This is a genomic window from Streptomyces sp. RK9, assembly GCF_045070545.1.
GTDB classification, from domain to species: Bacteria; Actinomycetota; Actinomycetes; order Streptomycetales; family Streptomycetaceae; genus Streptomyces; species Streptomyces alboflavus.
Genome location: NZ_CP173704.1, coordinates 2,422,348 through 2,442,346, shown reverse-complemented (window position 1 = coordinate 2,442,346; position 19,999 = coordinate 2,422,348). Strand labels below are relative to the sequence as shown.

Annotated in this window: 20 protein-coding genes; 8 read left to right on the top strand and 12 right to left on the bottom strand. The window is 73.4% G+C overall.

Going from position 1 to position 19,999, the window contains the following annotated elements:
• Positions 1 to 133 precede the first annotated feature (133 nt).
• From AB6L24_RS31120 to sigE, 5 genes are all read right to left on the bottom strand, one after another.
• Complete coding sequence (locus AB6L24_RS31120) at positions 134 to 805, bottom strand: hypothetical protein (protein WP_380857631.1); 672 nt, start codon at positions 803 to 805, stop codon at positions 134 to 136.
• A gap of 287 nt (positions 806 to 1,092) precedes the next feature.
• A complete protein-coding gene (locus AB6L24_RS31115) occupies positions 1,093 to 1,581 on the bottom strand; it encodes a sec-independent translocase (protein WP_030359776.1) in 489 nt (162 codons plus the stop codon).
• Positions 1,582 to 1,739: 158 nt separating this feature from the next.
• Entirely contained in the window at positions 1,740 to 3,806 is a 2,067-nt protein-coding gene (locus AB6L24_RS31110) for a trypsin-like peptidase domain-containing protein (protein ID WP_405660799.1), read from the bottom strand.
• 515 nt (positions 3,807 to 4,321) lie between these two features.
• The gene (locus AB6L24_RS31105) at positions 4,322 to 5,302 is read right to left on the bottom strand and encodes an anti-sigma factor family protein (protein ID WP_405660797.1); all 981 of its coding nucleotides are present in this window, start codon (positions 5,300 to 5,302) and stop codon (positions 4,322 to 4,324) included.
• Complete coding sequence (gene sigE, locus AB6L24_RS31100; protein WP_405660794.1) at positions 5,299 to 6,072, bottom strand: RNA polymerase sigma factor SigE; 774 nt, start codon at positions 6,070 to 6,072, stop codon at positions 5,299 to 5,301. Before sigE ends, AB6L24_RS31105 begins: the two co-directional genes overlap by 4 nt.
• A gap of 172 nt (positions 6,073 to 6,244) precedes the next feature.
• Here sigE and AB6L24_RS31095 point away from each other — a divergent pair, with 172 nt between their 5' ends.
• Positions 6,245 to 6,943 (top strand): O-methyltransferase, encoded by a 699-nt coding sequence (locus AB6L24_RS31095; protein WP_380857996.1) that lies wholly within the window; start codon positions 6,245 to 6,247, stop codon positions 6,941 to 6,943.
• A 245-nt stretch (positions 6,944 to 7,188) separates the two neighbouring features.
• Here AB6L24_RS31095 and AB6L24_RS31090 read toward each other — a convergent pair whose 3' ends face one another.
• The gene (locus tag AB6L24_RS31090) at positions 7,189 to 7,356 is read right to left on the bottom strand and encodes a DUF3117 domain-containing protein (RefSeq protein ID WP_003966491.1); all 168 of its coding nucleotides are present in this window, start codon (positions 7,354 to 7,356) and stop codon (positions 7,189 to 7,191) included.
• 339 nt (positions 7,357 to 7,695) lie between these two features.
• On the opposite strand from AB6L24_RS31090, the gene AB6L24_RS31085 reads away from it, so the two are divergent.
• On the top strand, positions 7,696 to 8,496 hold the full coding sequence (locus AB6L24_RS31085; protein ID WP_405660790.1) for an enoyl-CoA hydratase/isomerase family protein: 801 nt from the start codon (positions 7,696 to 7,698) through the stop codon (positions 8,494 to 8,496).
• A 13-nt stretch (positions 8,497 to 8,509) separates the two neighbouring features.
• Here AB6L24_RS31085 and AB6L24_RS31080 read toward each other — a convergent pair whose 3' ends face one another.
• Together AB6L24_RS31080 and AB6L24_RS31075 are read right to left on the bottom strand one after the other, a co-directional pair.
• Positions 8,510 to 9,100, bottom strand: coding sequence for a DNA-3-methyladenine glycosylase I (locus AB6L24_RS31080; RefSeq protein WP_405660789.1), 591 nt, complete (start codon positions 9,098 to 9,100; stop codon positions 8,510 to 8,512).
• Positions 9,097 to 9,510 carry a DivIVA domain-containing protein gene (locus AB6L24_RS31075; RefSeq protein ID WP_405663460.1) on the bottom strand — a complete coding sequence of 138 codons (414 nt, stop codon included), beginning with the start codon at positions 9,508 to 9,510 and terminating at the stop codon, positions 9,097 to 9,099. The genes AB6L24_RS31080 and AB6L24_RS31075 overlap by 4 nt, the downstream gene beginning before the upstream one ends.
• Before the next feature lie 150 nt (positions 9,511 to 9,660).
• On the opposite strand from AB6L24_RS31075, the gene folP reads away from it, so the two are divergent.
• Positions 9,661 to 10,521 carry a dihydropteroate synthase gene (folP, locus tag AB6L24_RS31070; RefSeq protein WP_380857646.1) on the top strand — a complete coding sequence of 287 codons (861 nt, stop codon included), beginning with the start codon at positions 9,661 to 9,663 and terminating at the stop codon, positions 10,519 to 10,521.
• Positions 10,522 to 10,765: 244 nt separating this feature from the next.
• Here the strand turns inward: folP and AB6L24_RS31065 are convergent, their stop codons facing one another.
• Together AB6L24_RS31065 and dapE are read right to left on the bottom strand one after the other, a co-directional pair.
• Positions 10,766 to 11,515 carry a TIGR00730 family Rossman fold protein gene (locus AB6L24_RS31065; protein ID WP_405660786.1) on the bottom strand — a complete coding sequence of 250 codons (750 nt, stop codon included), beginning with the start codon at positions 11,513 to 11,515 and terminating at the stop codon, positions 10,766 to 10,768.
• A gap of 147 nt (positions 11,516 to 11,662) precedes the next feature.
• On the bottom strand, positions 11,663 to 12,784 hold the full coding sequence (dapE, locus tag AB6L24_RS31060) for a succinyl-diaminopimelate desuccinylase (protein ID WP_405660785.1): 1,122 nt from the start codon (positions 12,782 to 12,784) through the stop codon (positions 11,663 to 11,665).
• Between the two features lie 69 nt (positions 12,785 to 12,853).
• Here dapE and AB6L24_RS31055 point away from each other — a divergent pair, with 69 nt between their 5' ends.
• Together AB6L24_RS31055 and AB6L24_RS31050 are read left to right on the top strand one after the other, a co-directional pair.
• Positions 12,854 to 13,960 (top strand): heavy metal transporter, encoded by a 1,107-nt coding sequence (locus AB6L24_RS31055; protein WP_405660782.1) that lies wholly within the window; start codon positions 12,854 to 12,856, stop codon positions 13,958 to 13,960.
• A gap of 323 nt (positions 13,961 to 14,283) precedes the next feature.
• Entirely contained in the window at positions 14,284 to 14,721 is a 438-nt protein-coding gene (locus AB6L24_RS31050; protein WP_405660780.1) for an ATP-binding protein, read from the top strand.
• A gap of 134 nt (positions 14,722 to 14,855) precedes the next feature.
• On the opposite strand, the gene AB6L24_RS31045 is transcribed toward AB6L24_RS31050, so the two are convergent.
• Both AB6L24_RS31045 and fdxA read right to left on the bottom strand, forming a co-directional pair.
• Positions 14,856 to 16,010, bottom strand: coding sequence for a bifunctional succinyldiaminopimelate transaminase/glutamate-prephenate aminotransferase (locus tag AB6L24_RS31045; RefSeq protein ID WP_405660778.1), 1,155 nt, complete (start codon positions 16,008 to 16,010; stop codon positions 14,856 to 14,858).
• Between the two features lie 91 nt (positions 16,011 to 16,101).
• On the bottom strand, positions 16,102 to 16,422 hold the full coding sequence (gene fdxA / locus AB6L24_RS31040) for a ferredoxin (protein ID WP_030359762.1): 321 nt from the start codon (positions 16,420 to 16,422) through the stop codon (positions 16,102 to 16,104).
• Between the two features lie 143 nt (positions 16,423 to 16,565).
• Here fdxA and AB6L24_RS31035 point away from each other — a divergent pair, with 143 nt between their 5' ends.
• From AB6L24_RS31035 to AB6L24_RS31025, 3 genes are all read left to right on the top strand, one after another.
• Positions 16,566 to 17,636: a GNAT family N-acetyltransferase gene (locus AB6L24_RS31035; RefSeq protein ID WP_405660775.1), complete on the top strand. Its 1,071-nt coding sequence runs from the start codon at positions 16,566 to 16,568 to the stop codon at positions 17,634 to 17,636.
• Between the two features lie 404 nt (positions 17,637 to 18,040).
• Positions 18,041 to 18,895 (top strand): transglutaminase-like domain-containing protein, encoded by an 855-nt coding sequence (locus AB6L24_RS31030; RefSeq protein WP_405660772.1) that lies wholly within the window; start codon positions 18,041 to 18,043, stop codon positions 18,893 to 18,895.
• Positions 18,896 to 19,068: 173 nt separating this feature from the next.
• Positions 19,069 to 19,917 carry a tetratricopeptide repeat protein gene (locus AB6L24_RS31025; RefSeq protein ID WP_405660770.1) on the top strand — a complete coding sequence of 283 codons (849 nt, stop codon included), beginning with the start codon at positions 19,069 to 19,071 and terminating at the stop codon, positions 19,915 to 19,917.
• Positions 19,918 to 19,999: the final 82 nt, after the last annotated feature.

The window sequence follows — 19,999 nt, the reverse complement described above, 5'->3', positions numbered from 1 at the left end:
CGAAGGCCGGACGGGGGCATGACCAGCCCGTCCGGCGTTTGAGGACGAGGCGCGAAGCGCCGATCGGCGTGCACGCGAGTGTGGGGCACCGTCAAGGCGAACGGCGCCCCACACCCTGTACCGGTCCGGAGGACTACCCCGCGTATTCGGCGATGTCCTTGATCACCGAGAAGCCGAGGCCGTACGCGCTCATGCCGCGCCCGTACGCCCCCAGATGCACCCCTGACTCGGTGGACCCGGCGAGCACCCAGCCGTACTCGGACTCCCGGTAGTGGAACGAGGTCGGGACCCCGTCCACGGGCAGGGAGAGGGTCGACCAGTCGGACCCGTGCAGGTCGTCGGCGAGGACCCAGGCGGTCTCCGTCTGCTGGTCGAGCCAGTCGTCCCGCAGGCTGTGGTCCATCTGGCCGGGCCAGGTGAAGGACAGCAGCCCCACCCCGGCGAGCCAGGCCGCGGAGGACACCGAGGTCGCCTCCAGGACGCCGGTGCCGTCGGCGCTGCGCCGCACCGGGTTGGCGGCGATGGTCACCACGACCGCGAACCGCTCCTTGTCGCCGTTCCCGAAGGAACCCTCCGCCCTGACCGACGGCTCGTCACCGTGACCGATGGAGCCGTGCTCGACGGCCCCGTCCGCGGCGGTGCCGACCTGCATCAGCCAGCGCGGTCCCGTGAAGGCCTCGTCCAGGCCGTACCAGGGGAAGGGCGCCAGCAGGTAGCCGTCGACCGTACGCCGGGCGGAGGGCACCGCTTGCGCGGCACCATCCGCGGCCGGCGCCTGCGCGCCCACCCGACTTGTCGTCTCCATGTACCCGGCCGCCTCCTCGCTCTCGTCGGTCCGGAGCGGCCCGCCCCCCTCGGGCGTCCTCACGCCGGACAACAAGGCAGGATAGCCACACCGATTCCGGATGCCGGTGAACCGGTCGGCGGAAGGGGTGTTCGCGACCGTCCCGACCAGGCCGTACCGGGCGCCGGGCGGCGCATCTCGGACACGCACCGGCGCACGCGGGCGCCGGGGGCGGCGCGAGGTTCCGCCGGACCGCCGTGCGGTGCCCGCGGGGGCCGACGGGTGCCGTCAGGCGTCGGCGGGTCGCCTCAGGTGGCGTCCGCGTCGAACGGCGGCGGGTCGCCTGCCGCCGGTTTTCCGGGCTCGGGCCGCTTCTCCATGTCGATGCGGCCGCCGCCGGAGCCGTTCGCCGACGTCGTCGAGGAGCCCGCGGAACCCGTGGCCCGGCTGCCCGAGTCGTCGCCGGAATCGCTGTCGCGCCCGTGCACGGCGTCCGCGACTTCGGCCATTTCCTTCTTCAGGTCGAAGCCGTTGCGGATTTCCTTCAGACCGAGGTCGTCGTTCTCCATCTGCTTGCGGATGAACTTCTTCGGGTTCAGGTCTTCGAACTCGAAGTCCTTGAATTCCGGGCCCAGTTCATTCCGTATGTCCTGCTTCGCACTGTCGGAGAATTGGCGGATCTTGCGAATGGTCCGCGACACGTCCTGAATGAGCTTCGGCAGCTTGTCCGGGCCGAAGATGAGCACGGCGAGGATGACCAGCGTCACTATCTCGAGTGCGCCAATGTCGTTGAACACCTTGAAAGCTCCTTGCCGTCCGGACCGGGTCTACGGTACCCGCCGTGGTTGTCCGTCCGGTAGCCGCAGGGCGACACCGCGGACAACGCGGGGCGGTGCGGCGCGGCCTGGGCGCCGGACCTGGTGGGACCGCAGGCCGTCCGCAGGCTGCCCCCTGCCTACTCCCCGCTCGCCGTGCCGAGGACCAGCGTCACCTTGCGCTCGTCGCCGCCGCGCTCGACGGTCAGCTCCAGGCGGTCCTTCGGGCGGTGGGCGCGGACCTTGACGATCAGCTCGTCGCCGGAGTGCACGCGCTGGCCGTCCACGGCCGTGATCACGTCGCCCGCCTTCAGGCCCGCCTTGGCGCCGGGCCCGCCCCGGTTGACGGCGGGGCCGCCGTTCCGGCTCTCGCGCGCGATCCTGGCGCCGTCGCCGGTGAACTGCTTGTCGATGGTGACGCCGATGACGGGGTGCGTGGCCCGGCCGGTGTTGATGAGTTCCTCGGCGACCCGCTTGCCCTGGTTGATGGGTATGGCGAAGCCGAGGCCGATGGAGCCGGACTGGCCGCCGTCGGGGCCGGAGTCGTTGCCCGCGGAGCGGATGGCGCTGTTGATGCCGATGACACGGGCCCGGGAGTCGACGAGGGGTCCGCCGGAGTTGCCCGGGTTTATGGGCGCGTCGGTCTGCAGCGCGTTGACGTACGAGACGTCGCTGCCGTCACCCTTCTCGCCGCCCGCCGTGATGGGGCGCTCCTTGGCGCTGATGATGCCGGAGGTGACGGTGTTGGCGAGGTCGAAGGGCGCGCCGATGGCCACGACGGGGTCGCCGACCTGGACGTTCTCGGAGTTGCCGAGGGGCAGCGGCTTGAGTCCGCGGACGCCGGAGACCTTGACGACGGCCAGGTCGTAGCCCGCGTCCCGGCCGACGACCTTGGCGCTCGCGGTCTCGCCGCCGCTGAAGGTGACCGATATGTCGCCGCCGGAACCGCCGGGCTCGACCACGTGGTTGTTGGTGAGGATGTGGCCCTTGGCGTCGAGGACGAAGCCGGTCCCGGTGCCCGCGCCGTCGTCGCCGCGCACGTGCAGCGTCACGACGCCGGGCAGGGCGCTCGCCGCGATCCCGGCGACGCTGTCCTTGGACCGCTTCTGCGACCCGGACTCGGCCTGCGGCAACTCCACGTCGCCGCCGAACCCACCGTCCCGCTCCAACTGCGCCCCGACGACCCCACCGATCCCACCCGCGACCAACGCGATCACCGCGGCCCCGAGCACCAGCACCCGCCGCCCCCGCCGACGCCGCTGCCCCTCGGTCTCGACGGCGGCACCGGTCTGCTGCAGCGGCGCACTCCAGGGGTCATAACGCTGCCAGGGCCCACCGGCCCCGGCGGCACCTTGCCCAACGGCTCCTGTTCCGGCGCCCTCCGGCCCGGGATTCGGCTGGGCGAACGCGTCGGCCCCGGGCGGGGGCGTGCCGTGGGTTGGGGCGCCGTGCGGCGGGGGGCCCTGGGGCGAGGCGGCTTGGGGGTACGGGCCGGGGGCCGGGGTGGCGGGCACGGGGGCTCCGTGGGCCGCGGCGGCGTCCAGCGGGGTGCCGGACGCGGGCGTGGCCTGGGTCTGCGTGCCGTGGGCGTGCGGCACGTGGCCGTGGGCTGCGGAGGGCTGGGGGGTGCCGGGGGCCGGGGCGCCGGGCACGGGGGCACCCTGGGACACGGCGGCGTCCAGCGGGGTGCCGGGCGCGGGCGTGCCGTGGGTCTGCGTGCCGCGGGTGTGCGGCACGTGCCCCTGAGCAGCAGCGGGCTGAGGCGTACCGGGAGCCGGAGCGTCGGACGCGGGCATGCCCTGGTGCAGGGGGTTGGGGGCAGGGGTTCCGTGCGGCGCGGCCGCGTGCGTGGGGGTGCCCTGGGCGGGCGTGCCGTGGAGGGGCGCGCCGTGAGCTTGCTGGCCGTGTCCCTGGGGTCCGCTCTGTCCCTGGCTTCCGGGGTACGGGGATCCGGCTCCGGGCGGCGGTGTGCCGTGCGCGGGGGCGCCAGCGGCCGGGGCGCCGGGTATGGGGGCGCCGTGGCCCTGGGTCCCGTGGCCCTGGGTCCCGTGGACGGGGGTGCCTTGGGCCGGGGTCGCCACGGGGTGCTGTACCGGCGGGGCGGGGGCCCAGGGCCCGGGCTCGCCGTAGGGCGGTGTGCTGTACGGGTCGGGGTCGTGCAGGGGGCGGGGGCGGTCGGTGGGGGCGCGGTCGACGGGGGCGGGCACGGGGTCAGCAGGCGCAGCACCAGCACGACCGGCGTCAGCGGACGCGGAGGCCGTCGCACCGGCCGAGGTCACGTCGGCCTCCGGCCCGGCAGCCCCGGCCGTACCCGCACCTCCGCCACCAGCAGCACCACCACCCACACGAACCGTCCGGCCGCTCTCGACGTCCCCGGACGCGGAATCCGTGCCCCGAGGCAACTCGTCGTGAGGCCCCGCATCATGCGCCGCCACGTCGCGGGCCACCACGTCCAGACGCTGCTCGCCGGAGGCCACCTCGTCCCGGAGCTCCCCGCCCGGGGCCACCTCGCCGGACGGCCCGGCCAGGCGGTCCCGTCCCTCAGGCCCAGTGCCAACGTTCGGCTCGTCCATGCTCTCCCCACAACTGGCCCGCGGCGGACGCCGATTACGTGCTTGTCGCCGGGTCCGCCGAGTCCCCGGCGGGCACGGCCCACCGAGGATTCAACCAGGTCTGCTTCGCCGACGTGCAGCTCACGTCGGCGAAGGGGGGTGGTGGGCCGTCAGTGGTACTGCCTGCCGTAGAGCGGGTCGGGCCTGGGGGTGGCCTTGGGGGTGGAGTCCACCGTGGCGTTCAGGGTGAGGCCCTGGGGTGTGCCGTCCCTGGACTCGTCGGCGACGGCCCGCACCAGCGGGGACATGACGCCCGCCCCGGCCAGGAGCGGGGCCGTGACCTGCGGGGTGTCCGGCCCGTGCCCGGGGCGCAGCCGACCGCCCGCGAGCAGGGGTGCGGCGGCCGTGGTGGGCGCGAGGGCCGGGGACCGGGGTCCCTGGACGGAGAGCGGATTGGCGCCGCGACGCCGCACGGAGTCGGGCACCGCGGCGTTGGCGGTGCTCGGGGAACGCAGCGGCGAGGCGTTGCTGTTGGCTGCGCCGGCGCCGGCCGCACGCTGCTCGCCCGCGGTCAGGGGCGTGCCCATCGTGACCCCGCCGAGTGCTATCGCGGCCAGCGACACCGCCCCGGCCGCGGCGAACGCGAACCGGCGGCCGAGCCAGACGGACCGCTCGGCCTCGGGCCGGCCGACGTCATGGATGCGGAAGCCGCGCTGCTCACTGGGCAGCACCGCGGCGTGGGCGCCCGAAGGGTCGTACCCGGCGAAGGGCTCGGGTCTTCCCCCGCGGATGCTGAAGACACCGCCCTGGGGCAGGCCGGTGGTCTCCGACGACCCGGTGGCGAAGCCGTCCTCGACGGGCGTGCGCGGGCCCCCGGACCGACCGATGTCGTCGATGTCGGCGGCGGGAAGGCTCTGAAGGCGGGCGAGAAAGCTCTCGCTGGGGGGCGGCGCCGCGGTCTGCGCGAAGACGTTCTTGAGGCGGCGCTGCGCGTCGGCCTCGGCCTTGCACTTCGGACAGGTCGCGAGATGCGCGAGCACTCGCTCGCGCGCGTCATGACCGAGCTCACCGTCGACCAGCGCGGCGAGCCGGTCCCCCAGGTGCTGCTCGGCGAGATGCCGCTCGGCAGGATTGGACCGTGATCCACTCACGCGGTCGCGCCCCCTCCTCCCAGCGCCACGGCTCCGCTCACGGCCAGCGAGCGGCGCTCGGCGCGGGCCTCGGGGGAACGGTGCTGGAGGGCCTTGCGGAGCTGGGAGCGACCGCGGTGGATACGGCTGCGGACCGTACCGAGCTTGACGCCCAGGGTGGCGGCGATCTCCTCGTACGAAAGGCCTTCGATGTCGCACAGGACGACGGCGGCGCGGAACTCGGGCGCGAGGGTGTCCAGCGCCTGCTGGACGTCCGCGTCGAAGTGGGTGTCGTTGAACACCTGCTGGGGGGACGGCTCGCGGCTGGGGAGGCGCTCGGCGGCGTCGTCACCCAGGGCGTCGAACCGGATGCGCTGCTTGCGGCGCACCATGTCCAGGAAGAGGTTCGTGGTGATGCGGTGCAGCCAGCCCTCGAACGTGCCGGGCGTGTACGTCGACAGCGAGCGGAAGACGCGGACGAAGACCTCCTGCGTGAGGTCCTCGGCGTCGTGCTGGTTGCCCGTCAGGCGGTAGGCGAGGCGGTAGACGCGGCCGCTGTGCGTGCTGACGATCTCTTCCCAGGTGGGAGGAGTCCACGCCTGCGATTCCGCGTCAGCGGCAAAGGTCGCGGTCTGAGCGGAGTCGGTGGCGCGGGAACGGTCAGCGGTGTCGGTCACGGATTTCGGCTTGCCCGCCCGTCCGAGAAAGCGCTTGAGTGGCCTTCTCCGATCTGCGCGCGCAGCCGCACCTCCCCTGTCGGCTCTGGTGGTGTCCAGTGGAGCCCCTACCATAACCACCTCGCCCGTTAGCTCCGGATAAGCGTTTTTACGTGAATTTGGTACTTGGCTCTTGCCGTACCCGGCCCGTCGGGTCTGCTTCACGCAAACTCCGCGAGCCGACTTGAGTTCCAGATCCATGTCTATGCCCCCGCTGTCCTCACACCCCTTCTAAACGCACGGTCCCATCTGCGGGTTCCCGGCCCCAACGGATACAGTCACGGCCAGGCAACCACGGGGACAGGAGAGGGCCATTACCGGCAACCGGCAGACGAGCTGGGCGTTCGCCGACGCCTTTGTCGCCGAGGACGAGGCGCTGCGCTGGGCCCGGGACCGGGCGCGGGAGGCCGGGCTGCGCTCGGTGTCCCCCGGCACCGGCGCCGCGCTCGGCATGCTGGCCGCCACCGTGGACGCCAAGGCGGTCGCCGAGATCGGTACGGGCACGGGAGTGTCGGGCATCCACCTGCTGCACGGAATGCGCCCCGACGGCGTCCTGACCACGGTCGATCCGGAGCCGGAGCGCCAGCAGTTCGCCCGCACGGCCTTCCGCGCCGCCGGTTTCGCGGGCAACCGCGCCCGCTTCATCCCCGGGCGCGCCCTCGACGTACTGCCCCGCCTCGCGGACGGCGGCTACGACCTGGTCTTCTGCGACGGCGACCGCACGGAGTGCCTCGACTACCTCGCTGAATCGTTGCGCCTGCTCCGTCCGGGCGGCCTGGTCTGCTTCGAGGGCGTCTTCGCGGACGGCCGCACCGTGGACTCGGGGCCGCAGCCCGTGGAGGTGCTGCGGCTGCGTGAGCTGCTGCGGGCCGTCCGCGAGAGCCAGGACCTGGTGCCGTCGCTGCTCCCGGTGGGCGACGGCCTCCTCTGCGCCGTCAAGCGCTAGGCGCCGTCAGGCACCAGGTGCCGTCGAACGCCGGGCATTCGGCGCCCGGGCCGCCCGCCGACCCGGTGATTCCGGCCTTTCACCCCGGCGGAATCCGGACGTCCGCGCAGGCCGCGGACCCCGCGCGGGCCCCTCGCCCGTCAAGCCCACGTATGCCTTCGGCCCCCGTACACAGCGCTGCCCCGGCTCGTCGTACGATGCCGGGGCAGTGCAAAAAAACGGTGAACCCTGTGGGCGCTTTCGCGTCAGCCGACAACCTTTTTCAGGGCGTCGCCGAGGGCGTCGGCCTCGTCGGGGGTCAGTTCGACGACAAGTCGACCGCCGCCTTCGAGCGGAACGCGCATGACGATGCCCCGCCCCTCCTTGGTCACCTCGAGCGGGCCGTCGCCCGTCCGCGGCTTCATGGCCGCCATGCTCGTTCCCCTTCCTGAAACCAGCTTGTCGCAGCCGACAACCCAGGTGTCAGCGGCATCGAACACATTGCTTCCAGGTCATTATCCCGCATCGCGGGACCCGATGACCAACATCAGTCGGCATCGCTTGCGCAACGCGCGTCCGCAAAACCACTCAATTCGGCGATGTGACTGCAATACTTCGCCGCCCCACACGCTTCTCCCGCCCCGCGCACTTTGACGCAGGTCACATCGGCGACGGCGTACCGAGGGCCGATGATCTAGGTCATGCTGGGCCCGAAGCCCACCGGGCAGCGGACCACCACAGCGGACCACACAGGACAGCGGAGGGGACCCACCATGGCCGACACCGTGCTCTACGAGGTGAGCGACGGGCTCGCGACGATCACGCTGAACCGCCCCGACGCGATGAACGCGATGAACGTCGAGGCCAAGGTCGCCCTCCGGGAGGCGGCGCGCTCGGCCGCGGCGGACCCCGCCGTGCGCGCGGTGCTGCTCACCGCCACCGGACGCGCCTTCTGCGTGGGCCAGGACCTCAAGGAGCACGTCGGCCTGCTGCAGCAGGACCGCGAGACCGGCTCCGGGCAGACCATGAGCACCGTGCGTGAGCACTACAACCCGATCGTGCGGGCCCTGACCGGGATGCCGAAGCCGGTCGTCGCCGGGGTCAACGGCGTCGCGGCCGGCGCGGGCTTCGGCTTCGCCCTCGCCGCCGACTACCGGATCGTCGCGGACACGGCGTCGTTCAACACGTCCTTCGCGGGCGTCGCGCTGACCGCCGACTCCGGCGTCTCCTGGACCCTCTCGCGCCTCATCGGCCCGGGCCGCGCCGCCGACCTGCTGCTCTTCCCGCGCGGCATCAAGGCACAGGAGGCGTACGACCTGGGGATCGCCAACCAGGTCGTGCCCGCAGCCGAGCTCGCGGAGACCGCCCTCAAGACGGCCCGCGCGCTGGCCGAGGGCCCGACCCTGGCATACGCGGCGATCAAGGAGTCGCTCGCCTACGCCGCCGGGCACACCCTGGACCAGGCCCTCGACAAGGAGGACGAGCTGCAGACCCGGGCGGGCGCCTCCGAGGACCACACCATCGCGGTGAAGGCGTTCCTGGACAAGGCGAAGCCCGCGTACCTCGGCCGCTGAGCGACCCGGGGCCTCAGGCCCCGCCCGCCTCGCGGGCCACACAGTCCGCGAGGTGGTCGTTCACCAGGCCGCAGGCCTGCATCAGGGCATACGCCGTGGTGGGTCCGACGAAGCGCAGGCCGCGCTTCTTCAGCGCCTTGGACAGGGCCGTCGACGCGTCCGTGACCGCGGGCACGTCCGCGAGGGTCCGCGGCGCCGGGCGCCCGGCCGGGTCCGGGGCGAACGACCAGATCAGCTCGTCCAGTTCACCGGCGGACCAGTCGGCGAGCACGCGCGCGTTGGAGAGCGTCGCGTCCACCTTCGCGCGGTTGCGGATGATGCCCGCGTCGGCGAGCAGCCGCTCCCGGTCCGCGTCCCCGAACTCCGCGACTGCGGCGATCTTGAAGCCGGAGAACGCGGCGCGGAAGCCCTCGCGACGGCGCAGGATCGTGATCCACGACAGGCCCGACTGGAACGCCTCCAGGGACACGCGCTCGAACAGGGCGTCGTCGCCGTGCACCGGGCGGCCCCACTCCTCGTCGTGGTACGCCACGTAGTCCTCGGTGGACAGGCCCCAGGGGCAGCGCAGGCCGCCGTCCGGGCCCGGGATCGCCCCGCCGCTCATCTGCCGTCCTCCGGTCGCTCGTCCGCCGGCGCGGGGGCGCCGTGCCGCTCCTGCCCGCGCTGTGCCGCGTCGTACTTCTTGAACAGGCCGGGCCCGCCGACCGCCGTCGCCTGGGCGCCCGCGAGCGCTGACTCCAGCTCGGCGATGCGGGCGTCCCGCTCCGCCAGCTCGGCGGCGAGCCGGTCCAGGCACTCGTCCACGTCCACCATCCGATAGCCGCGGACCGTCATCGGGAAGCGCACCGCCTCCACGTCCGCGCGGCGCAGCGGGCGGTCCGGCGGCAGCGGGTCGGTCAGCCGCTCCGGCGGCGCCTCGGGCAGCGCGCCGCTCTCCCCGCCGCCGAGGACCGCCAAGGTCACCGCGCCCACCACGACGACGAGGGCGATGACCAGGAACAGGAACATGACCATCTCTGCGGTCCCCACGCTCGGATGCCGGCCGCACCGCGGCCGACACGGAAACTGTCTGGCTCCGATCGTGCCATGCGGGTGTGACAGTTAAGGTCGCAGGCGGCCGGACCGCGTGGCCGGACAGAGGAACGACAAGGAGGCTCACAGGGGATGCTCAGGCTGGGCAGGCGCGAGTTCGACGCGCACGAGCCGGTGATCATGGCGATCGTGAACCGGACCCCGGACTCCTTCTACGACCAGGGGGCCACGTTCCACGACGAACCCGCCCTCGCGCGCGTGGAGCAGGCCGTCGCCGAAGGCGCCGCGATCATCGACATCGGCGGGGTCAAGGCCGGGCCCGGCGAGGAGGTCACCGCCGAGGAGGAGGCGCGGCGGACCGTCGGCTTCGTCGCCGAGGTGCGGCGGCGCTTCCCCGACGTCGTCATCAGCGTCGACACCTGGCGGCACGAGGTCGGCGAGGCCGTCTGCGACGTCGGGGCCGATCTGCTCAACGACGCGTGGGGCGGGGTCGATCCCAAGCTCGCCGAGGTCGCCGCGCGGTACGGGGTGGGGCTCGTGTGCACCCACGCCGGTGGCGCCGAGCCGCGTACGCGGCCCCATCGCGTCCAGTACGACGACGTCGTCGCCGACATCCTCCGTGTGACCGTCGGGCTCGCCGAGCGGGCCGTCGAGCTCGGGGTGCCGCGGGAGTCCGTGCTCATCGATCCCGGGCACGACTTCGGGAAGAACACGCGGCACTCGCTGGAGGCCACGCGGCGGCTCGGGGAGCTCGTGGACACCGGGTGGCCCGTGCTCGTCTCCCTCTCCAACAAGGACTTCGTCGGGGAGACGTTGGACACTCCGCTCAAGGAGCGGGTGGTGGGGACGTTGGCCACGACCGCTGTGTCCGCGTGGCTGGGGGCGCAGGTGTATCGCGTCCACGAGGTCGCCGAGACGCGGCAGGTCGTCGACATGGTCGCCACGATCGCTGGCCACAGGCCTCCAGCGGTGGCCCGGCGGGGGCTGGCGTAGGCCCTGCGGGGCATTCCCCAATCCCGCCCCTTCCCGAAACCGGGGGCTGCGCCCCCGGACCCCCGCTATCGGCGCTCCGCGCCTCGTCCTCAATCGCCGGACGGGCTAGATGATGTGCTGCTGTATTTCAGCCCCTCCGGCGTTTGAGGAGCGGGGTCTGGGGCAGAGCCCCCCACGCGGCGGAGCCGCACAGTGTCACAGCCGGGAAGGGGCGGGACTGGGGCGCACCCGCGAGGGCAACGCCCTACCGGCCCACTTCCTTCGTCACCAGCGCCACCGCCTCCTCCACCTCGTCCGTGACGTGGAAGAGGAGGAGGTCCTTCTCGGAGGCCTTGCCCTGGGCGACCACGGTGTCGCGGAGCCAGTCGACGAGGCCGCCCCAGTAGGCGGTGCCGAAGAGGACGATGGGGAAGCGGGTGACCTTGCGGGTCTGGACGAGGGTGAGGGCCTCGAAGAGCTCGTCGAGGGTGCCGAGCCCGCCGGGCAGGACGACGAACCCCTGGGCGTACTTCACGAACATGGTCTTGCGGACGAAGAAGTAGCGGAAGTTGACGCCGATGTCGACGTGGGGGTTGAGCCCCTGCTCGAAGGGCAGCTCGATGCCGAGCCCGACGGAGATGCCGTTGGCCTCGCGGGCCCCCTTGTTGGCAGCCTCCATGGCGCCGGGCCCACCGCCGGTGATGACGGCGAAGCCCGCGTCGACGAGCGCCTTGCCGATCCGCACCCCGGCCTCGTACTCGGCGGTGCCCGGCTTGGTCCGGGCGGAGCCGAAGACGCTGATGGCGCTGGGGAGTTCGGCGAGCGCGCCGAAGCCCTCGACGAACTCGGACTGGATGCGCATGACCCGCCAGGGGTCGGTGTGCACCCACTCGGTGTCGCCCTCGGTGTCGAGGAGGCGCTGGTCGGTGGTGCCGGGCGTGATCTGATCGCGCCGCCGCACCACAGGACCCAGGTGCTGCTCCTCCGGCGGACCCTGTGCTTCCGGACTGCCCATGAACATCCCCTTCCACTGCCGGTCGACCCCGGCCCACCCGCACGGCCGCGCTCAACTCGTTCGTTGTGCCACTTCAGCGTAGGTCTACGGGCGTTACGCGGGGCGTAACTCCAGAAGTCGACAGGCCGCGTCAGGCCGCGGGGCCGGTCAGCCGGTGAGCCAGGCCCGCAGCCGCTCCTCGGCAAGCGGGATCTCGGACGCCCGGACGCGCTCGTCGACCTTGTGGGCGAGGATCGGGTTGCCGGGGCTGTAGTTGACCGCGGGCACGCCGAACGCGCTGAAGCGGGCGACGTCCGTCCAGCCGAACTTGGGCCGCGCCTCGCCGCCGACCGACGCCATGAACGCCGCCGCCACGGGGTGCGTGAGGCCGGGCCGGGCGGCCGGGGAGTGGTCGTCGACGATGAACTCGTCGATGCCGCAGTCGGCGAAGTACGCGCGCACGAAGGCCTCGGCCTCCTCGGGGGTGCGGTCGGGCGCGTAGCGGAAGTTGACGACGACGGTGCACTCGTCGGGGATGACGTTGGTGGCGACGCCGCCCTCGATGCGGACCGCGTTCAGGCCCTCGTGGTACTGGAGTCCGTCGACGACGGGCTTGCGCGGCTCGTACGCGGACAGCCGCTGCAGGATCGGCGTCGCGGCGTGGATCGCGTTGGAGCCCATCCACGCGCGCGCGGAGTGCGCCCGCTCGCCCTTGGTCTTCAGGAAGACGCGCAGGGTGCCCTGGCAGCCGCCCTCGACCTGGCTGTCGGTGGGTTCGAGGAGGACCGCGAAGTCGCCCGCCAGCCAGTCGGGGTGGGCCTCGGCGACCTTCCCCAGGCCGTTGAGGTGGGCGGCGACCTCTTCGTTGTCGTAGAAGACGAAGGTGAGGTCGCGGTTCGGCTCGGTGACCGTCTGCGCGATGCGCAGCTGCACCGCGACGCCCGCCTTCATGTCGCAGGTGCCGCAGCCCCACAGCATGCCGTCCTCGTCCAGGCGCGAGGGGACGTTGCCCGCGATCGGCACGGTGTCGATGTGGCCCGCGAGGACCACGCGCTCGGCGTGGCCCAGGTGCGTGCGGGCCACCACGTTGTTCCCGAACCGGTCGACCGTCAGGTGCGGCAGGGCGCGCAGGGCCGTCTCGATGGCGTCGGCGAGCGCCTTCTCCTCGCCGCTCGGCGACGGGAAGTCGACGAGCGCGGCGGTCAGCGCGGCGGCGTCGAGCGTGAGGTCGAGCGGGGCCGCGCCTGCCGTGGCGGGCTGAGCGGCGGTGTGAGCTGGCGTCCGGTCCATGGCTTCGACCCTAACTCTCCGCGCGGGGACACCCGCCCGGGGCCGCCCGGGCCCGTCCGCTCCAGTACCTTGGGGCCCGTGTCCGGAACCGCCGCCTCCGCTCGGCGCGGCCGCCTCCCGCGCGTCGGGGTGGCCGTGGCCGTCCTGCTCGCGGTCGTGGGCTACGGGGTCATGCAGTACGTGTCCGGGGAGCCGGGGCCCCGGTGCGCGGTGGTGTCGGGCGACGGCGACGGGGCCACGTACGAACTGAGCGCGGAGCAGGCCGTGCACGCCTCGACGGTCGCGGCCGTCGGCACCCGGCGCGGGATGCCGGAGCGCGCCGTGACGATCGCCCTCGCGACCGCGCTGCAGGAGTCCGGCCTGCACAACATCCGCCACGGCGACCGCGATTCGCTGGGCCTGTTCCAGCAGCGGCCCTCACAGGGCTGGGGCACCCGGCGGCAGATCATGGACCCGGTGTACGCGGCCGGGCGGTTCTACGCCCGCCTGGCGGAGGTGCCGGGCTATTCGCGGCTGCCCCTGACGGTGGCCGCGCAGCGGGTCCAGCGCAGCGGCTTCCCGCAGGCGTACGCCAAGCACGAGCCGGACGCCGTCCTGCTCGCCGCCGCCCTCACGGGCCGGGCGCCCGCCACCCTCACCTGCGAGGGGCGGCCCGGCACGGATCCCGGCGGACCGGAGCGGGTGCGCCGGGCACTGGTGCGGGACTTCGGGGCGGAGGTCCTGCCCGAGCGCGGCCGGGCCGAGCGCATCCGGCCGAAGGGCGACGCGGCGGGCGGCGGCGTGGTCCGCGTGCCGGTGCCGGACGCGGTCGCCGCGGGCGGCGGTGCCGCGCGGCGCGGCTGGGAGCTGGCCCACTGGGCCGTGGCCCACGCCTCCGCGCTGCGCATCGAGCGGGTCTCGTACGCGGGCCGTGAGTGGCGGGCCCGGAGCGACGGTTACGGCACGTACACGCCGTCCACCGGGGATTCTGTGGATTCCGCTGCGAATTCCGGGGATTCTGTGGATTCTGCGGATTCCGGGCATGGATGGCGAAAGGCGGAGGCCGGTCCGCAGAAGTCCGAAGTGAGGCAAAATACCGGGTCCGACGGTGCCGCGCATGACTCCGGCGGCGCATCCGGCGGGGTCGGCACGGGCTCCGGGCCCGCCGGTGAGGTCCGAATCGTCACTGGGCAATAGTGCGGCCGATCACCCGAAGGGGGCATGGCGGTCGCCGCGCGGTGACACCGGTGGCGGATGTTCGCGCGACCCTTCGCGCATGTCGCAAAGCCCTTGGGAACAAAGGGCTTTACGGGGTTCAAGCCTTCAGAAGCGAACGCTGTTTGCCCGATTTTATCCGGACCCGATTATGCGACGCATTGCCAACTCTTTACGTTGGCGCACCGCAACCTTCGGGACCTTCGAGCGGTAGTCACTGCGTCCGAGCGCCGCAGTCCGCACCGCGCCCCGCAGTGCGGATCGGCCGGGCACCTCACACGTTCTCTCCGTTCTGAAGGAGCATCATGTCCCTCCCCCTGACCCGTCGGATCGCCCGTGCCGCGCTGCTCGTTGCGGCAGCGGCACCCGTGGTCGGTGCGGCCGGCTCCGCCAGCGCCGCCGAGCTCCCGGCCGCCCCCGCACTCGGCGGGGTCACCGCCCTGGACGGCGCGAACCTGGGTGACGCCGTCGACGACGCGTCTCGGAACGTCACCGACCTGGCGGGGCAGGCCGGAAGCAAGGCCGTGAAGAAGGCCGTTCCCACCGCGGGCCAGGCCCTCGGCAAGAGCGTGCGGACCACGGCCCCTGCCGCCCAGCAGGTCGGCGGCGACCTCGCCGGATCCGCCGGTGACGTCGTCGGCGACACCGCGGGCACGGCCACCCAGGGCGGCCTGCCCACCGACGCGCTCGGCAAGGGCGCCCCGACCGACCAGCTGCCGCTCAAGGGCCTGCCCCTCGGCTGACCCCGCCGCGGGCACACGACCGATCCACCCGCGTACGCACCCCCCGCCCGCGTACGCCGAAGGGTGCGGGAGGCCCAGCGCCTCCCGCACCCCTTCGTCGCGTCGTGCGCGCCCCGGCAACGCCGGGACCCGGCTCACCGCAGGCGCGACACCGCCGCCGCCACCCGCTCGTCCGTCGCCGTCATGGCGACCCGGACGAAGTTCCGCCCGGCCTCGCCGTAGAAGTCGCCGGGAGCCACCAGGATGCCCAGGGAGGCGAGGTGGGCGACCGTGTCCCAGCACGACTCGTCGCGGGTGGCCCACAGGTACAGGCTCGCCTCGCTGTGCTCGATGCGGAAGCCGTGGCCGAGGAGGGCGTCGCGCAGAGCCGTGCGGCGGGCGGCGTACCGCTCGCGCTGCTCCTGGACGTGCGTGTCGTCGCCGAGGGCGGCCACCGCGGCCGCCTGCGTCGGGGCGGAGGTCATCATCCCGCCGTGCTTGCGGATCTGGAGCAGGTCGCCGAGCACGTCGGCGTCACCGGCCAGGAACGCCGCCCGGTACCCGGCGAGGTTCGAGCGCTTGGACAGCGAGTGCACCGCGACGAGGCCCTCGTAGGAGCCGCCGCACACGTCCGGGTGCAGGACCGACGTCGGCTCCGCCTCCCAGCCCAGCTCCAGGTAGCACTCGTCGCTCGCCACCAGCACTCCGTGGCCGCGCGCCCACGCCACGACGCGCGTCAGTTCGTCCTTTGACAGGACACGACCGGTCGGGTTCGAGGGCGAGTTGAGCCAGAGCAGCTTGAGGCCCGCCGGGTCGAGGCCCGAGCCCGCGGGGTCCGCCGCGAGCGCCTCCGTGTCGTACGTGACGTACTCCGCGCGGGCCAGACGGGCGCCCACCTCGTACGTCGGGTAGGCGAGCCGCGGGTAGGCGACCTTGTCCCCCGGGCCGAGGCCGAGCTGGGTCGGGAGCCAGGCCACCAGCTCCTTGGAGCCGACGATCGGGAGCACGTTCCGGTGCGTGACGCCGCGCGCGCCGAGGCGGCGCCCGCACCAGCCGGTGAGGGCGTCGCGCAGCTCCGCGGTGCCCCACACGGTGGGGTAGCCCGGCGAGTCGGCGGCGTCGATCAGCGCCTTCTGGATCAGCTCGGGCACGGGGTCGACCGGGGTGCCCACGGACAGGTCGACGATGCCGTCGGGGTGGGCGGCCGCCGTCGCCTTGTAGGGCTCCAGCTTGTCCCAGGGGAAGTCGGGGAGGCGGTCGCGCGGCGACGCTCCACGGGTGCCGGACGGGCGGTCGGTGGCTCCAGACACGGACGGGCTCCAGGTGTGTAGTTCGACAAACGCCCCGGTCCCGTACAGCGGAATGAGCCGTACGGGACCGGGGCGGCGCTTCGGCGGCCGCTTACTGGTTCTGCGGCGGCAGCGCGGCGATGAAGGCGTGGTCGCGCTCGATCAGGCCGAGCTTGCTGGCACCACCGGGCGAGCCGAGGTCGTCGAAGAACTCGACGTTCGCCTTGTAGTAGTCCTGCCACTCTTCAGGAGTGTCGTCTTCGTAGAAGATCGCCTCGACCGGGCAGACCGGTTCGCAGGCTCCACAGTCGACGCATTCGTCCGGGTGGATGTACAAGGACCGCTTGCCCTCGTAAATGCAGTCGACCGGGCACTCCTCGATGCACGCCTTGTCCTTGACGTCGACACAAGGCTGCGCGATGACGTAGGTCACGCTGTCGTTCCTCCTCGATACGGGCGTTGGCGGGCCGTCCTCAGGCTCCGCTCGCCTGGCGCGCGGGAGCGCGGCGTCGTCGATGCCCGCACCTAGTATCTCCGTTCCCGGGCATGATCCGAACAGGAGGGGCGTACAGAGCTGTGGAATTCACCGCCGGCGGACGGCTAGAGGTCCGAATCACCCCATCTGACGTGGGCAAACGTGTCTCTGTCCGACGCCTGGTCGAAGGTGGTGCACCGCCACAGGAGTTCACCGACACGGTGGGTGTTCTCACATCGTGGAATGACGGTGTGCTGGTGATCACACGCCGGGACGGGGAAATCGTCCGGATCGAGCAGCGGACGCTGGTCGCGGGCAAGACCGTGCCCGCCGCTCCCGCCCGCAGGCGCGGCCCCGCGGCCACGTACGAGGAGCTGGCGCGGGTCGCGGCGCGGGCCTGGCAGCCGGTGGAGAGCGAGCGGCTCGGCGACTGGGAGCTGCGGGCCGCGGTGCAGGAGGTGCGCGCCGACGGCGCGGGGGCCGGGCGCCGGGCGGGATTCACGCGGCGCGCCAACTCCGTGCTGCCGCTGGGGGATCCGGGGCGCCCGCTCGACGAGGCGCTCGGTGCCGTGCGGCGCTGGTACGCCGACCGGGGGCTGCCCGCCTACGTGCAGACCGCGACCGGGGGCGCGGGCACGCAGGAGCGGCTGTGCGCCGAGCTCGCCGAGCGGGGCTGGGAGCGGGAGGTGAGCGCCGAGCTGCGGGTGGGCGCGCTCGCGCCGGTCGGGGACCTCGACGCGGAGACCGGGCACGTGGCGCTCTCGCGGTCCGTGGACGCGGACTGGCTCGGCCGCTACCAGCGGTCCGGGGAGGTCGGGCCGCAGGTCCTGCACGTGCTCGGCAGCGGCCCTTCGGTGTGGTTCGCGACCGTGCCCGGCGGCGAGGGGCCGCCCGCGGCGATCGGGCGGTGCGTGGTGGACGGGCGGTGGGCCGGGTTCATGGCGGTCGAGGTGGATCCGGCGCGGCGGCGCGAGGGCCTGGCGACGGCCGTGATGGCGGCCCTCGCGCGCCGGGCGCTCACGGAGGGCGCGTCGGCCGCGTGGCTCCAGGTGGAGCAGGACAACGGCGGCGCGCGGGCCCTCTACGACGGGATGGGCTTCGCGACCCACCACCACTATCACCACTACCGAGAACCGGAAGGGGGCGGTCCGGGTGGTGGCGTAGGACAGTGAGCCACCGCGGGGATCCGTCGAGGGGGTGACCCGGAAGGGTGACGGGAGGTACGGGGCCGGGAGGCCGCCCGGGTCGTGACGGGCGGTGCGCGCGTGAGCTGTCCTGAGTGACGGAAACGACCAAGACGCGGTCGGTCCGGACGACGGAGAGTGCGGGCGGCGGGCGCGGGCATGAGCGGTGCGATATGGCCAGTCACCGGTGGACCCGACGCTTACGGCTAAGGTCCCCCGGGAATTTGCCTCACCGGCAACGCGACGGGGGACACCGCACGACCGCACCACCACAGGCCCCAGGGGCACCGCCCGACCTCGGCGCCCCGGCGACCGCACCACCGGCAACCGCACCACGGATGAACCCGACCGGAGAATCCCACCGGTGCCAGACAGAAACGACAGAGGCACGGATGCGCGCACAGCCCGCGAAGTCCAGTGAATGGCGGCGCAGGTTCGCCGACGAGGCCAGGTCCGAGCGGCCCGACCTGTCCCTGTTGTGCCTGCTGCTCAGCGGGGAGGCGGACCCGGAGCTGGACGAGGCGGGCATCGACGCGGCGCAGATCGAGCTGGACAAGCTCGCCGGACAGCTGCCCTTTCGCCCCGGCGGGCCACGCGAATGGGCGACGGCGGCGGCCGAACTCCTCGGCGGACAGCACGGGTTCCACGGCACCCCGCCGGACTACCAGCGCCTGGAGTCGTCCCTGCTCCACCAGGTCCTGCGGCGCAGGCGGGGCCTGCCGATCCTGCTCTCCGTCGTCTGGATCGAGGTTGCAAGGCGCGCCGGGGCGCCGGTGTACGGCGTGGCGCTGCCCGGCCATTTCGTCGTCGGCTTCGGCTCCCCCGACGCCTACGGCAAGCCGGAGCAGGTGCTCGCCGACCCGTTCAACGGCGGCCGGCTGCTGTCCACCGAGGACGCCGAGCAGCTGGTGGCGCAGGCGTCGGGCGGCAGGCTGAACCCCTCGCTCCTGTCGGCGGCCGACCCCCTGAACATCATGCTGCGCATCCTCAACAACATCCGCGCCTGGGCCGCGGCCCGCTCCGAGCGCTCCCACGTGGCGCTGTGGGCCCTCGAGCTGTCCCTGCTGCTGCCCTCGCACCCGGCCCGGCTGCGCTACGAACGCGCCCATCTGCTGGTCGAGCGCGGCGACTTCCTGGCGGGTGCGCGGGGACTGGACGAGTACGCCGAGGTGGTGGCGTCGATCGAGCCGACGACGGCGGAGCGGGTGCGCCTGGAGGCGCGGGCGGCGCGGGCGAAGCTGAACTGAGGGGCGGGGCGGGCGCAGCCGCCCTGGAGGGCGGGGCGGGCGCGGAGCCGGGCCAGAAGGGCCGGGGGTGCGCGCGGTGTTCGTATGCGATGACCGTAGGCGGTCCCTGTAGGCGAAGTGCTTGGCCCGGGCATCGACCGGTAGCGATCGGTCCGGACGGGCACCACGGACGTATGCACCCCCGACCCGCACGGACCACACCGTGGCGCCGGGCCTTCGCGGCCGAGGCCAGGGCCGAGCGGCCCGACCTCGCGCGGCTGTGCCTGCTGATCGGCACGGAGGCGGACCCCGCCCTCGACGCGCGGGGCATGGCGGCGGCACGGCGGCGTCTTGACCGGCTCGCGGCCCTGCTGCCCGCCGGCCCCTGCTGCCCGCGCGCGTGGGCGGCCGCCGTCGCCGAACTCCTCGGCGTGCGCTGCGGGTTCGGCGGGCGCCCCGGCGACTACCAGCGCCTGGATTCGTCCCTGCTCCACCAGGTCCTGCGGCGCGGGCGCGGCCTGCCGATCCTGCTCTCCGTCGTCTGGATCGAGGTCGCCCGGCGCGCCGGGGCGCCCGTCCACGGCGTCGCCCTGCCCGGCCACTTCGTCGTCGGCTTCGGTCCGCACGACGCGTACGAGAGATGCGTACTGGCCAATCCCTTCGACGGCGGACGGGTCCTGAGCGCCCTGGACGCGCAGCTGATGGTCGCCGGGGCCACCGGGGCGCCGCTCGACCCCGCGATGCTGCGGCCCGCCGGTGCCCTGGACATCGTGCGGCGCGTCCTCAACAACATCCGCGCCTGGGCCGCCACCCGCCCCGAGCGCGCCGACGTCGCCCTGTGGGCCGTCGAACTCGCCCTGCTCCTGCCCGCGCACGAGAACCGGCTGCACTACGACCGGGCCCAGCTCCTCGTCCGGCTCGGCGACTTCCGCACCGGCGCCGCCGAACTCGACGCGTACGCCGAGGCCCTCGCCGCCGACGACGCGGAGGCGGCGGACCGGGTGCGCAGGCAGGCGAGCGCGGCGCGGGCGCGGCTCAACTGACCGCTGCTCGACGGGCCGCCCCTCGACCGGCCGCCCTCGACCGACCGCCCCTCGACCGACCGCCCCCCGGCCGACCGGCCTT